The sequence below is a fragment of the Janthinobacterium sp. SUN137 genome, from assembly GCF_030587265.1.
GTDB lineage: Bacteria > Pseudomonadota > Gammaproteobacteria > Burkholderiales > Burkholderiaceae_D > Janthinobacterium > Janthinobacterium kumbetense.
In genome coordinates, this window is the sequence record NZ_JAPWHZ010000002.1 from 1,513,222 (window position 1) to 1,527,633 (window position 14,412).

The window sequence follows — 14,412 nt, forward strand, 5'->3', positions numbered from 1 at the left end:
AAACGTACTGTAGTTGATGGAAAGCACTTCCGCGCGTATCTTAAGACGCCGAGCGGCATACATCCAGATGGTACTATCCTCGCCTTCAGCGGTGGCCAAGTAAGGCTTCGAGCCGACGAATGGCTATCAGCTCCGTTGGTTACTCAATATTTCACCGCGTTCTTGCACGGTAACGAGCTCCCGCACAGTATCAGGTGGCGAGAAATCACGTCTTTACTCAGCTGTTGAAGGACCGCTTCGGGGCGGAAGCGGACGGTGCCACTGAATCGCCACCAGTAGCTTTGGCTGTCCTGATCCATGGTTCTCGGACGATGAAAAACCGGTGGTTCGTGTTGGGCCTGCGTGTCCTGCAACGCTCCTCGTATGCGATCTCGCGGCTGCTTGATCCACCGACGAGATCGGGTCTGGCCTGTCTATCTCCCCTGCCCTGCAGCGACTTCGACCGCGCTCAAGTAAAAGCTGCTTGAGCTTCGGTGGATTCCACCATGAACTCTTCCGTGGCTAAACCTCTTGCAACGTTAATCCCGGAGTTCGCGGTGCGCGGCGCAATCGATTCGAGTTCTCTTTCGCATCATTTCCGCTCTGCAACGATGCTTTTAAGTTCAAGTGTTGCATTATTCGATTGAATTCACAGCGCCGGAGCAGGCATTCCGCTATTCGGGCGCCTTCCTCGATTCGATTTTCATCTTGAGCCGCTCCCGACTCCTTCCAACCGCACCTGTATCAATTCCAGCAAAGCCCGAACCCGCGCAGTCACGGAATGACGATGGCTGTACACGCCAAGCAATTGCAGCGGCGCAGGGCACAGGTCCAGCGGCACTTCCTGCAATCGGCCTGCGGCAATATCTTCCTGGCATGGATAGGCCGCCACTATCGCAAAGCCGATGCCTTGCCGCGCGCCCGCCAATGCCAGTTCTCCGCTGTTAACGCGATAGCGGCTACGCACGGATACCTTCACGATTTCGCCAGTGGCGTCGAGAAACTGCCAGGGCTGGCCCTTTAACGCACTCAAGGTCGTAATGCAAGGCAATGACCTAAGTTCGCGCACTTGGCGCGGTATTCCAGTTTTGGCTAGCAGGGCGGGCGCCGCGACCACGATGCTGGGCAGCGTAGCGAGTTCGCGGGTGATGAAGGTACTGTCATCTTGGCGCCCACGATGGAAGACGATGGACAGATCCATGTCTTCTCGGAGAGCTTCCAGACCAGTCAGGCGCGTGTCGCATTCCAGTTCGATGCCGGGATGGAGGCTACAGAATTCGGCCAGGATAGGAGCTAGCAGCCTTGGCGCTTCGCCTGGCATGCACATCCTTAGGGTGCCACGCAGTTCACGCTGCACTGCGCCAAGCTCTTCCTCGGTGGATAGTAAGGCGTCGAGCAAGGGTTTTGCGCGTTCGTAGAGTAGCCTGCCAGCTTCCGTCATGCGCAGATGGCGGGTGCTGCGTTCCAGCAGGCGGACGCCCAGCATGCGTTCCAGCGAGGCGACGTGGCGACTGACGTTAGAGGATGGCAGGGTCAGCAGGCGTGCCGCGCCGGCAAAGCTTTGTTCATCGACGACCGCCACGTAGACACGGACGGTATTCAGGTCGAGGGCATTGCGCATGATTATCCCGATTAAGGTATGAAATCTGCCCATTTTCACATACTAGTACTCCACAGTGGCGGAATTTAAGATGCCGTCTCGTCCGATGAATCGCCGTCGGCGGCGCGTCGGGACGGATTGAATAGGAGAGCTTCAGCATGGAAATCGGAATACTTGGCGGCGGCATTGCAGGGTTGAGCGTGGCGCTTGCCTTGAGCAAGCAGGGGTACAGTCCCCGCGTATATGAACGCCGGTCGGGACCTGCGACGATGGGGGCTGGCGTTACGCTCTGGCCCAACGCCGGCTTTGTGCTAGAGGAACTCGGGCTGCTGCAAGACATCGCTGCAGTGGGAGGCCGGCCAGTGGCCATGCAACGCCAGGATGCCGCGGGCAATTCTTTGGGGGGCATCGATATTGCGCTGCTAGACCGGATTATGGGACATCCGACCCATACGATTTTGCGCCGGGACTTGCAGGCGGTACTGCTGGATCATGCGGCACAGGCCGGGATCCCGGTAGAATTCGGACATCGGGCAGTGGCGATCGACCTCGATGCTGGCGGCAAAGCCGTGGCGCGGTTCGAAAACGGGGTAAGCATTCGTCCGGATCTGCTGATCGGCGCCGATGGCCGCATGGACTCGGTGGCACGCGCGTTCGTCGCGGGGGACAACACGCCAGTTTATCAGGGCTTTGTGAACTGGGTGGGTGTGGCGCAGGCGGAGAGTGCACTGGTGGACGATATCGCGATTCAGGATTATTGGGGTTCGGGTGATCGCTTCGGTTGCGTGGCGATCCGGCCGGATTTGGTCTACTGGGCGGCGGCGCAGGCACGGCCACTGCCGGGGGCGGCGTCCGCAGCGGATATGCGTAAGGAGATTGGGGATCTGTTCGCGCGATGGCCGGAGCCTGTCATACGCATCATCCAGGCGACACCGGCGCATGCCATCCGACTGATTGCCGTGCACGACTTGGAGCCGCTGCACGTGTGGAGCCGGGCCAATGTACTGCTCGTGGGGGATGCGGCGCACGCGCCGTTGCCGACATCTGGCCAGGGCGCCTGTCAGGCGCTGGAAGACGCCTGGCATCTGGCGCGGTGTCTGGCTGGGACGGACGGCTGCCTCGACGCAGCCCTGCTGCGCTTCGCGGAGATCCGCGGGCCGAAGACAGCGAAGCTGGCCGAGCAGGGTCGCGTTTTCGCGCGCGGTCTGTTTGCCACTGATCCTGAAACCTGCCGCATTCGCAATGAGCGCGCCAAGGCGTCCGATCCCTTGCGTGACGTGCATGCCTTGGCAGCCGGATGGGCGCAGGGTTTGCCGATGGCCGGCTGCACGGACGGCACGCCGGTGGACAGCGTTGGCTCCGGCAGTCTGTACCGCCTCTGAAAGACTGTGCCAATGTAGACACCGCATGGCGTCTCAGGCCGCGAGACGCCTCACTACTGAGCGAACCGGGCATTTTCGGACTGAATCGCCATCAGTAGCTTAGGCTCTCCTGATCCATACTTCTTGAAAGATGAAAACCCGATGGATCGTGTTATGGCCTGCGTGTCCTGTTAGGCACCTGGTGCGCATTCTCGTAGCTGCCTGATCCACCGACGAGATCGGGGCAGGCCTGTCTATCTCCCCTGCCCGGCAGACACTCCTACCGCGTTCAAACACAAACTGCTTGAGCTTCGGCGGGTTGCACTAAACACTTTGCGGCGTTGTAGCTGAGGTCTTGAGGGGCGCCGGCTTTGACTTGATACGTTGGCGGTGCCAGCGGTTTGGGTTTCACCCCCACGGCCGGTCAAGGCGTTTGAAGGTCGATCGGTACTCCAACGCATCGTTCTGGTCGCGTTGCATTGGGGCGTGCGATCACATTGCCCTCCTCTGCTGATTGGCACGGGCCGATATAGATCGGGTTATATGCCAGGCCTTGCAACATAGTTTGATCGATGAGTGGGCGACCGATACGCCCCGTTCCGCCATGATTCCTTCGATGTGCCGGTAGCTCCGCAGGTAAGCCACATACCAACGAATGCATACCAAGATCAAGCCGATCACAAAACGCATCCCCTGGACGTTAGGCATGTCGATTCCTCCAGCGTTCAAATACCTTGTTTCACTTGATCGGCCTGCCGACGAGCACTAATGCTTCAGAACCAAACGGACGCCGGTCATTTTTGGCCAGTGACAATTCAAGAGTTTTTGGCAATATTTATACCTCACTATGGGTGGCCCTTAGTCATGCCAGCGAGTTCAACGGTTGGACCAGTATCGCGACCGCATGCTACTTGCATTGTATGCAATGCTCGCATTGACGATGGTTCCCCTCAGTTAAAAAACAAGTTGTCTTTATCAGGAGAAGTCAGAATGGGATTTTTTGATGATGCGCTCAGTACTATGGGCCAAAGCTTGGCGCAGTCTGCTTCGGGATATGTGCAGGGAGTTACTGGGCCGGTCGTTGGCAACATGCTCAGTACGCTCTTCGGGGGGGAGCAGTCGACAGGCGGGGCTAATCTTGTTCAGCTGCAGACCGACGTCCAGAGCGCCAACCTTAAGGCATCAGACATAGCACTGCTAAACGGTCAGTTGGCGGCGCAAACGACAGAAATCCAAAACATCGGAACTCAGTTGACTGCACTATCCAGCGCTGTGGCTCTCATCCAGAGCCAAGTACAAGCGATGAAAATGGTTCTTGGCAAGATTGCCCAGGCTCAGCTCTTCCAGGCGTGGCAGGCAGTGGATATTGAAATGACCACAGCAATCAATAAAATTCATTCCGACTACAGCATACTCTCGGGTTTTACCGCGAATTACGCGAATACTTCAGGGAGTCAGGTGAAATCGGTCATGGAGGAGCTGCAAGTGAATGGGCCGCTCGATGCGATGAACTTGATCAATGCATTTATTCTCAATGGCGGAGGTCAAAGTCAGGGCGTGCTTCAGCTCTGGTCGGCAATGGTGGCTCCGCTCGTCCAGAACGGCCTAATGGATTATCGGGAAGCTGTGGATCAGTACACCGCTTATTACATGAAGCTCGTTAGTGCACAATTGCTCGCGGCGAACCTCTTGGTGGAGGTCAGCAATTACTTCGCCATTAATGATAATCATACGGCAGCAATGAGTGCATGGAGTGGCTACAAGACATGTGTGCTATCTCAAGAGGCCGAGTTTATCCATTGGCTTGTCCCACTCGTTTATTCCGGCGTAATGGCTTACGCTGCGGTTATCCCACCTTATATCAGCGGCCCTGGGTACACCTATTATGAGGCAGCGATGCAATTGCACCCTGGTCTCCAAGCAATGCCGGGCGACGCTGGTGGAGAAGGTTACTATGCTCCGACATCGATTTTTGAAAACGCGGAAGCAATGCTGGCAACTCTATCGGTCACTGATCCTCATGACCGACGGCTCGTCGTCCACATGGTGTTCTCTGACGACCAATATGGCACGTTTAAGACCCCTATCGACGCGAACCCAATCACGCTCACCTTCAGCGGATCCTCCACCGTCACGCCTACGCTTGTAAGTAAGTTCGGCTACACTGGGTTTCCGGTCTTACTTCAAACTGGCACCCCAGATCGGAATTTTTATAACGGACAATACATGCACCTGTATCGGCATGTGTATGCGCAAGACAAGAACAACCCTACCACATTGCAAGACGGGTCGTATCAACTGACTAACCTGAATGGCAAGCTTCCTGCAATGCAGACTTACGCCGCTGGTAACGAAATGCCACCTGCACCTGCCGTCAGCTTTCAGGAGACAAAAATCCTTAGCTATCTCCTGAATGTAAGTTCGACCAGCAAGTTTGACTTTATGAACTTTGGTGCTTACATGGTCAGCCAGGTCTGAAGCCACCGATGGTCGCCAGTGAGGGAGCTAAATTGCTGTTTGTAGGGCACTGGTCGGCTGGCGCCGGCCTTACTCGCGTACTTGAACGGCTCGCACTCGAATGTGCGCGTGAGGCCGACGTTCGCATCCTCGGTTTGGTCCCCGCAGGCGGCTACGGTGCACCGGCACCCACTGGCATCACCGTTTGCGAGGTGCCGCAACGTGGGAACCGGTTCGCAATCGACCCCACGTTGCTGAGACGTCATATCACAGAGTTTAGCCCAGGAACCATCGTCGTGATGGGGCCTGCTTTTCTCGTCGCATTCCTGCTGGATGCCCTTCAACCCTATCGCGCATCGGCTAACGTTGTCCTCTACCTGCCGGTGGAAGGGGAACTCGCGAGCCCGATTCCACTAAACCTGCTGAAACTGGTGGACATTTGCATCCTCTACACCGAGGATACCCGAGCCCGCATGGCGGAAATTGCAGAACAGACTGGCCATCGATCCACAGCGGCAATTGCCGTGCTTGGCCATGGGGTTGATACCGTGGTCTTCTCACAGTTGAGCCAGAGTCGAGCGGTGGTTAGACAGAAGCTATTCCCAGACAGTCCACACCTGCACGACGCATTCATCGTACTCAACTCAAACCGTGATTACCATCGCAAACGGCTCGACCTGACGATTGAGGGCTTTGCTGAGTTTAGCCGAAACCGACCTGACACATACTTGTATTTGAATGTGTGCGGACTCAGCCCGCAAGGGCGTGGCCAAATCGAGAAAATAGTCAGCAAAGTGGGGGCAGCTGGGAAAGTCCTTATCAATCAACTAAACAGCAACGGTACTCCGCTGCCGGAGAAGACGATGAATCTTCTCTACAACTCGTGCGAGGTGGGCGTGACCACCTCTATGGGCGAAGGCTGGGGACTAGGGACGTTTGAGCACGCTGCTACTGGTGCTGCGCAAATCGTCCCAGACCATACCTCTTTTCGTGAAAATTGGCGCGGTGCCGCTGCGTTGCTGCCGCCCGCGGATAGAGTGCCTGTCTTTTATGAGTATAGCAACATGGTGGAGGTACGTGCACATGACGTCGCTTGCGAATTAGAACGGCTCTATAGTACGCCAGATTTGTTGAGCCGTATGTCGCGAGCGGCATACGAACGCGCAAGAGAACTTAGGTTCGACTGGAGCGAAGTTGGTCGTCAACTGAGGATCATTCTCAATGTTGAGGGAGCTGTAGTTTTCCCGGAAGAGCTGCCTCCAACTGAGCGTTTGGGCGGTTCGCCTGGATCCTGTGGAGGTTAACTAAACGCTTTCAATGACTCGTAATCCGAATGGTGGCGCAGGTGCTGGAACGCATCCGGGCTAGCCGATTCATACTGAGCAAACGTGTAGGCCACTTAGTGAACGATGGTCAATGGAGCAGATCCATTTGGAGTACTGAGGCATGGAGAAACGGAGAATTTCACTGAGGCGAAAATCACAGCGCTGTTTGACACCCTGCCACACTTGACCGAAGACGATCCGTACTTACTGAGCCAGAATCGGGACGATCGCAAGGCAGCCGGATTGATGATTTTTCCGCTCAAAGAAAGGATCAAGAGGGCTATCCCATCAGCAGATAACATCACCGATAGCTGGAGAATGTACATGTCCTCAGTTCGAATGGGACACCACCTATGTACATCAACGATATTTTCAAAAAATAAATATTATTACATTTGAATAGTTTGTCTTTAGTAGAAACATGTTGGATTTGTACTTCTTATATCTTGGAGCTACCAACCAGACCTCAATTTGAGATACCAGACTCAACCATTCAACCAAGTCGAAAGGAACAAGATGAAATCCCAGATGCGTCTTGCCACAATGATCGTTTTGCTACTGTCTGCCTCCACCTGTGCTTTGGCGCAGACTCCAAATCGATGCCCATCGCTGGCGTTTTATGGCAATGCCGCCGCCAGCGGCCTCTGCAAAAGCCTAAGCCCTGCTACGCAAAACCTGCAAGTGTGCGAATTGACGGCCGCACAACCCGACGTTCACTTGACCTTCGGCCTCCAGCCAAATGGCGTGAACCCGCCCACCCCTCTCCACCTGACAGTGCGTACTCAGGCCAACAACTGCGAACAGGCGACCAATATCGTCCGGAACGCTGCCGGAGCGTTTGTCGCGCAAAACAACGCCCTGCTCTGTGGCGTCAACCCGGTCAGCTATGTTCAACGCATGAACGCTCAAGCGATTGTTCCGGGGGCCAACGGTCAAAGCGCTTGTCGCACAGCATTCATGAACGCAAAGGCGGGCGGTAAATTGACGCCCGCAATGGAGCAAACCTACCTCAAGGCTTGCAACACCGGGGGCGCAGCGAATGCCGCATGTCCGTGATGTGAAACGGCAAGCACCAAAAGCGACAAGAAATGAGCTGCATTCCGAGGGCGAGCGAAGGCATTTTGAAAGGCTAGCGAGTGTCTAGCAGACCCGTGGCGATTCATTCAACAAATAATCTACAGTCTGAATCGCCGCCAGTTGCTTTGCCTCTCCCGCCCCATAGTTGTTGAAAGATGAAAACCCGATGGATCGTGTTGGGACCTGGGTATTCTGCTAGGCGCTTGGCACCCTCGGCTCGCACCGTGAGCATACGGCGCAGTGGCTTAAGTCGTACGACGCCTAACGCGCGTAGGCCACGACGAATCGTTGCTGCGCACACGCGCAGACCGCAGCGGTGATGCAGCTCGTCGGCAACTTCCTGCAAGCTGGCCTGGGCGCGCCCCAGCACGATTTCGTGCAAAACTGCGATATGCTCAGGCTTTAACGTTGCTGGTCTGCCGTCAGCGCTGCTTGACGACGCAGTGCTGCCAAGTGAATGCTTGGTTGCCATGGCATGCCCCCTCTACATCGGGATAGCATGCCACAACTCCGTTGTTGATTTTGTCTACACCCTCTAAATCGCTGACACATGCTGCCGCTGAACGACACAGCTGACAAGCTCCATTTGGCTATGAAATGGGGAAATTATCAGCTGGACTCGCCATCCACAATAGCAATCTCACCAGCGAAACAGTATCCGACTGAATGCACGGTACGGATCGGGATATCAATGCCGGCCTGGCTGACGATTTTTGCACGCAGGCGACGCACCAGTGAATCGAGCGAGCGGCCGCTATGGTAGTCGTCGCGCTGATACAGCTTGGTTAAAATAGTCTTTTTTTGTACCGGCAAACCAGGCTTGCTTGCCAGTAATTCAAGAAACATCAATTCCTTCAGGCTGAGTGCTACCTGGGCATCCTGGGCAAGATGGAGTTCCCATTGTGTAGAGAAAATGGTCCACCGGTCCGGGGTTTCCTGCACTTCCACGGCCGTTTTCTGTACGCGCTGCGCGATACTGACTATCACCGCTGACAACTCACGGCAATCCACGGGCTTGACCAGATATTGGTCTGCGCCACAGTGATAACCTTTGAGCTTGTCCTCTATCGCACTACGCGCGGTCAGGATGATGACACCCATATTGGTATTGGCTCGTACATATTCGGCCAGTACGTAACCTTCCTGATCTGGCAGGCCAACATCGATCACGGCTATCTGACAATCGCATTTTGGCAAAACCTGATAAAACTCAGCCGCGTTGCTGGCTGCAACGATATGCATGCCATTCAGTTCGAGCCATTCCACCACGCTATCGCGTAAATCCTCATCATCTTCTACCAACAACACTCTAATTTTTGATGGCACCGCTTTGCGTCTCCTTTATAGGCAAAGGTAAGGTGATTGTGGCCGAGGTGCCTCCTTCAGGACGATTCACCAGAAGTATGCTGCCTGCATGCAGCCCAATGATACGCCGTACCAGATACAGGCCGATGCCGCTGCCGGCGATGAAACCGGTACGGCTGCCACGGAAATACTTGCCATATACCAGATCCAGCTCATGTTCCGGAATACCGGAGCCATTATCCTCTACGGTGAGGAGCAATGTACCATTATTTTTTCTCAACTGAACACTGACAAGCCCATGTTTGGGCCCATATTTGATCGAATTATCAAGCACGTTCAAGAATGCAGTCTTCAGCAACTTGCGATCCCCATGAAAGACGACGGGTTGCGACGAGGTAAACTCAAGTCGTGGCGCGCGCTCGCTCCAGAAATGGGAGGCTTCTTCGATGACACTGCGCAGAAAGTCTGGCATGAGGATAGGTTCGTGGAGGATATCCGTATTCCCGTCGCTATTTTGATCCCTCCGCAGCGCGGTTTCCGCCACTTCAACCAATCGCAAGACTGCGCGCTGCATTTTTTCGAGATTGGAACTGAAGTGGCGGCCGCTGGACCGCTCTTTATTTTGCAGAATGTCCAGATTCGTCCGGATGACAGCCAGTGGTGTACGGTATTCGTGCGAAAACATCTCCACAAAGCGTGTCTGATTTTCCAGCGCTTCCTGCTTGGATTCCAATGACAGCAACAGTTGATGTTTGATGCGCTCAAAATACAGCAGCAGCAAAGCCGGGAAAAATAACAAGGTTCCGGCGAGAGGCACCAGATAGACGGCGACTATATTGATCTGGGACATCAATGCAGCGCTGAGGTCGGCAGGTTTGTACAGTAATATGACGATGCGCAAAATATGTGCGGTAATCAGCATCAATAAACCGACCATCGCCATTTCTCGAGCATAACCAAGCTTGCCGGAAGACGCTTCCGGGTTTCGTGCCAGTAAGGTTTGCAGGCACAGCACAAAAACCAGAATCAGGCTGGCACTGCTGATAATGGCGCGGGAGGAAAACTCCGCCTTGCTTTCTATTAATAGAAAATACGAACATGCAAACACGGCAACGAGAAAATACGCCCAGCGGCTTCTTTGTTTCCCAAAAAAAGCTCTCAGCCCGACCCACACGACGATACAGCCAGAAAACAATAGAGTATTCCCCACCATTAACATCAAGCCTGGCGGACGGAAAGCGTTAAATATAATGACCGTCATTCCGACAGCGGTCAATAGGCCAGACATGGCCCATAGCCGCGTATAACGTTCGGTGGGTGCGGCAAAATAGACGCCAATCATCGTTGCCGAAATACATAACTGTGTAATGGACAAGGCGATGCTGGCTGTTTGATGATCCATGGAGACAGTTTGTTCGGGTAAGGAATGGGAAACTCGACAGCTTAAGCGGAGGCCATTTCAGATGCTTGAAACAGCCTCTCGTCTTTTCTTTGAATGAATACAACAGGCAGCGCGTGTCGCCATTCTTCGATGATTTCGCGCGGCAACTCCATACTGGCAACAACATATCCAGGGAACCAAATATTAATTACATTTTACCAGATCGAAAAAGGTCAAAAAATCAGAAACCCTTGCTCGCAACCAGCCAGGCACGCACCGATGACGGCTTGGTCAACATAGACGGTGCCGCACCCAGACGAGTTGCCACGGAAACGCTCGCCCGCCACTGGTCGGGGCCAGCCCAGTTCAGGCCGATGCCGGCGCCAGACAGGGTGGCGTTGTTCTCTGCCGTGGTCCAGGGATGGCGGTTGACTTTGACATAAGCACAATCGATGAAGGCCAGCACTTGCCATTTTCCGAGCAGCAGCGGCTCCAGTTCATGGCGCAGCTCCACCGTGCCAGCATAACCGGTGTCGCCGGAAATCGCGCCGCTGTCATAGGCGCGGACAGTATAGGGACCACCAGCTGTCATTTTTTCAGCAGAGTCAAGATTGCCGTCGGCCCATTGTCCACTCAAGTTGATATATAGCGAGTCACGGAGCGTCAGCCCCTGCAAGCGGGCGATATTGGCATTCCACTTCGAGTATCCGCCACCAGTGCGTGCGGTAGCGGCATCCGCCGCTGCAGCTGACGGATTATCAAAACCACCACGCCCACTTGTCCAGCCCAGACTTGCAATGCTCATGCCGCCACCCAGCAGGCCATCGCGCAGGTCTCCGCTCACGCTCGCTATCCAGTTATGCAATTGCCGGTCGGTATGCAGGCTGCTGACATCGACATGATCGCGCAGATTTTTAGCGTCGTATTGCAATTGCGCATAGAGGTTGTATTGCTTGGTGCGAAGCAATGGCTGTTTCACCCACAAGCTGGCAAGCTTGGCGGTACCATTGGCATCAAGCGCACGGGCGGTGCCGCCTAGCTTGTAGTGCAATGCAGAATAAGCTCCTCCGATCCGGGTCCCCTGGCCGTTGAGTAAGGTATCGTATCCCACCCGGCCATAATTCATGCCCTCCCCCGTGCTGATGAGGTTGACGCTCAGGATATCGCCATGATGAAACGGATTGACGATATTAAAGTTGCCGCTCAGGCGAGTGCGCCCGATATAGCGGTTACCGTAATTGTCCACCGCAATATTTGCCAGCGGAACCCGGTTGTAGCGCGCCTCGACGTCCATATCGGCCGTGCCTACTACCGAGCCCGGCTTGAGAATCGCGTTCACGCCAACGCCCGGCACATCGGACAGCAACAGCAAGGCACGATTGAGTTCGGCATCGGCAATCAATTGCCCGCCGCTGAGCGGAGCCAGGCTGGCATGGAGCAAGGCGTCGCTGACTTCGCTACGATTACTGAGCCGGACTTTGCCGTAGTGTGCCTCGACGACTTGAATGAGGATAACGCCGTCGATGATCGACTGGACCGGAATGATGGCCCGCGTCATGGGAAAGCCATGGTCCTGGTAGTACGCCGTGATGCGCCCAGCCACCTCGTCGAGTTGCGGCAAGGTCAGGCTTTTACCCTCCTGATCGGCAACCAGCGCGTGCAGCGTCTGTGTCGAAAACGCGGTATTGCCGTCGATACGCAACCCTTTCACTGGAATCGGTTGCGAGGGCGGCAAGCTGGCATCGCCTTTCGGCTTGACTTCAAGCGTCGGCGCATTCGGCTTCACGACAGCAGGAATTGCCGGTTGCAATTGCTGCAGAATCGAACCGGCATTCGGCGTCGTTTGAGGATCGGCGGCATAGGCGTCGAGCGGTACTAGCAACAATGCGGCATACAGGGGCTTCATCAACAAGGGCTGCTTGAATAGGGTGGTCATGTAATTTCTTATTCCGTGATGCTGGTGGCGACGAGCGGCAACTGTATGCCGCCATTTTGAATTTGCAGCGTCGGCGCAGGCGTGCCGAATCCTGTCGCGGTAATGAGCGGAGGCGCGCTGGTGCCTTCCTGCGCACGCGCGGCATCGCCACTGCCGGCGCCAGTCCGCTGCACCACCAGTGTCGACGATAAGTTCAATGCTTGCGGCTGCGCCGAGGCTTGCGGCGCCAATACGGACGACTGCACTTGCGTTACCACGCTCTGAATCTGCTGCATCTGCGTGGCGCTGACATTCACGACCGGCGTGTCTGGCACAACAACAGGCGCGGCCTTGATGTTGGCGAATGCGCGCTCTTGTCCGGTAATGCGGTAGTTGCCGATATCGGCCCCGCCATAAACACTGCTCAGATTCACTGCCTTGCCGTCGCCAACGGCCGTGTCGGAGAACTGGCCGGTCGAGGCAATCGTAATCACATCCGAACCGAACTTGCCCGCCAGCGTGGCATTGCTGGTGTTGACCGTGGCTCCCGTGGTGGCGTCATACACTTTATCGGCCGCGGTGATGCCGCTGACCGTAATCGATGCTGGCGTAATGTTACCGGTGAGCACAGTTCGCTCGACGATAGTGTAGTTGCCGGCATCAACGCCGCTCAGCCCGTAACCGCGGATAGTCACCGATTTGTTGGCACCGACATTTTTGTCCGCGAAGTTGGCAGTTTGCACACCACCCAGGGAGACGAGGTCGTTCCCCATGACGCCAGCCAGACTGGCAGTGCCGTTCAGTGCCGCCGAGGTTGTGGCATCGTAGACCTTGTCGGCGACAGATACACCCGTCAGTGACAAATCGGCCTTGAGTATGGTCGCGGTGACGCCTGTCGGCTGCTTGACGGCGTAATTGCCGGCATCGGCTCCCGTCAGGATGTAACCAGACACGGAAACTGCCTTATTGATGCCGGCATCCTTGCTGGCAAAGCTGCCGACCCCCTGCCCTCCCAACGTGACACGGTCGCCCATGATCATGCCGGAGTACGCCACGTTTGTGGCATTCAGGCTGGCCGTCGTCGTCGCATCATAAGTTTTATCCATGGCGCTGATACCCGACAGCAGCAGTTCAGCCTTGCCGATCGTCGCCGTCAGGCCCGTCGGTTGCGTGACGACATAGTTGCCCGCGTCGGCGCCGCCCAGGCTGAAGCCGGACACGTTCACTGTCTTGTTGGCGCCCGCATCCTTGGTTGCAAAGTGGCCGACACCCTGGCCGCCCAGAGTAACGTTGTCCCCCGCGACCATGCCGGAATACGCCACGTTGTTGGTATTCAAGGTCGCCGTCGTCGTCGCATCGTAGGTTTTATCCAGGGCATTGATGCCCGTCAGGGTGATGCCCTTGGCGGTCACCGTATAGCTGCTGCCCGCGGTGCCCAGCACATTGTAGTTGCCCGCCAGGCCGCCATTGCTACTACTGCCAACAACCAGACCGGTGGTGCTGGCCAGCGCCGCGCCGGCTTGCACATTCTTGCTGCCCAGGTTGGATACATCGCCGGCACCGGTGACGCTGAAGGTCTGTCCGGCCACGCCGGTGGCCGTCAGCGTGCCACCCGCCACGGACGTCCCGCCATCGTAGGTCTTGCCGCCCGACAAGATCAGGTCGGCCTTGTGAATGGTGGCCGTCACGCTAGCCGGCTGCACCAGGTTGTAGTTGCCCGCATCCATGCCCGTCAGCGCGTAGCCGCTGACGGTGACGGCCTTGCCGGTGCCGGCGTTGGCGTCGGCAAAGCTGCCGCTGCCGGTGCCGACGAGCGAAACGCTGTCGCTGAGCAAGGCGTTAACTCCGGCCGTACCATGCAAGGTTGCGCTAGCGCTCGCATCATAGGCTTTATCCGCGGCGCCGATGCCCGACACCGCCAGGTCGGCCTTGCCGATCGTCGCCGTCAGGCCCGTCGGTTGCGTGACGACATAGTTGCCCGCGTCGGCGCCGCCCAGGCTGAAGCCGGACAC

Annotated in this window: 9 protein-coding genes and 1 pseudogene; 4 read left to right on the top strand and 6 right to left on the bottom strand. The window is 56.2% G+C overall.

The genetic code is table 11. The features are described 5' to 3' along the window. Window positions 1-682: 682 nt before the first annotated feature. Window positions 683-1,600, bottom strand: a complete 918-nt coding sequence (locus tag O3298_RS14810) for a LysR family transcriptional regulator (protein WP_305059841.1) — start codon at window positions 1,598-1,600, stop codon at window positions 683-685. A gap of 137 nt (window positions 1,601-1,737) precedes the next feature. Between O3298_RS14810 and O3298_RS14815 the strand changes: the two genes are divergently transcribed. Then, window positions 1,738-2,961, top strand: coding sequence for an FAD-dependent monooxygenase (locus tag O3298_RS14815; protein WP_305059842.1), 1,224 nt, complete (start codon window positions 1,738-1,740; stop codon window positions 2,959-2,961). 546 nt (window positions 2,962-3,507) lie between these two features. Here the strand turns inward: O3298_RS14815 and O3298_RS14820 are convergent. After that, window positions 3,508-3,648: pseudogene (locus tag O3298_RS14820) on the bottom strand (IS6 family transposase); the annotation flags it as partial. Window positions 3,649-3,930: 282 nt separating this feature from the next. Between O3298_RS14820 and O3298_RS14825 the strand changes: the two are divergent. The 3 genes from O3298_RS14825 (at window position 3,931) to O3298_RS14835 (ending at window position 7,778) form a co-directional block, all read left to right on the top strand. Continuing rightward, window positions 3,931-5,418 (top strand): hypothetical protein, encoded by a 1,488-nt coding sequence (locus O3298_RS14825; RefSeq protein ID WP_305059843.1) that lies wholly within the window; start codon window positions 3,931-3,933, stop codon window positions 5,416-5,418. Window positions 5,419-5,426: 8 nt separating this feature from the next. Next, entirely contained in the window at window positions 5,427-6,701 is a 1,275-nt protein-coding gene (locus O3298_RS14830; protein WP_305059844.1) for a glycosyltransferase, read from the top strand. 537 nt (window positions 6,702-7,238) lie between these two features. Beyond that, a complete protein-coding gene (locus O3298_RS14835; RefSeq protein ID WP_289909447.1) occupies window positions 7,239-7,778 on the top strand; it encodes a hypothetical protein in 540 nt (179 codons plus the stop codon). 630 nt (window positions 7,779-8,408) lie between these two features. On the opposite strand, the gene O3298_RS14840 is transcribed toward O3298_RS14835, so the two are convergent. The 4 genes from O3298_RS14840 to O3298_RS14855 all read right to left on the bottom strand — a co-directional run. Continuing rightward, window positions 8,409-9,101, bottom strand: coding sequence for a response regulator transcription factor (locus tag O3298_RS14840; RefSeq protein ID WP_289909445.1), 693 nt, complete (start codon window positions 9,099-9,101; stop codon window positions 8,409-8,411). Between the two features lie 7 nt (window positions 9,102-9,108). Continuing rightward, a complete protein-coding gene (locus O3298_RS14845; protein WP_305059845.1) occupies window positions 9,109-10,506 on the bottom strand; it encodes a sensor histidine kinase KdpD in 1,398 nt (465 codons plus the stop codon). A 220-nt stretch (window positions 10,507-10,726) separates the two neighbouring features. After that, entirely contained in the window at window positions 10,727-12,421 is a 1,695-nt protein-coding gene (locus O3298_RS14850; RefSeq protein WP_305059846.1) for a ShlB/FhaC/HecB family hemolysin secretion/activation protein, read from the bottom strand. Between the two features lie 8 nt (window positions 12,422-12,429). Next, a partial coding sequence (locus O3298_RS14855) for an S-layer family protein (RefSeq protein ID WP_305059847.1) occupies window positions 12,430-14,412 on the bottom strand: 1,983 nt, incomplete at its 5' end.

Coding starts and splice junctions, on each gene's coding strand:
- O3298_RS14835 (WP_289909447.1), top strand. CDS start 7,239: ATGAAATCCCAGATGCGTCTTGCCACAATGATCGTTTTGCTACTGTCT.
- O3298_RS14825 (WP_305059843.1), top strand. CDS start 3,931: ATGGGATTTTTTGATGATGCGCTCAGTACTATGGGCCAAAGCTTGGCG.
- O3298_RS14815 (WP_305059842.1), top strand. CDS start 1,738: ATGGAAATCGGAATACTTGGCGGCGGCATTGCAGGGTTGAGCGTGGCG.
- O3298_RS14810 (WP_305059841.1), bottom strand. CDS start 1,600: ATGCGCAATGCCCTCGACCTGAATACCGTCCGTGTCTACGTGGCGGTC.
- O3298_RS14845 (WP_305059845.1), bottom strand. CDS start 10,506: ATGGATCATCAAACAGCCAGCATCGCCTTGTCCATTACACAGTTATGT.
- O3298_RS14830 (WP_305059844.1), top strand. CDS start 5,427: ATGGTCGCCAGTGAGGGAGCTAAATTGCTGTTTGTAGGGCACTGGTCG.
- O3298_RS14850 (WP_305059846.1), bottom strand. CDS start 12,421: ATGACCACCCTATTCAAGCAGCCCTTGTTGATGAAGCCCCTGTATGCC.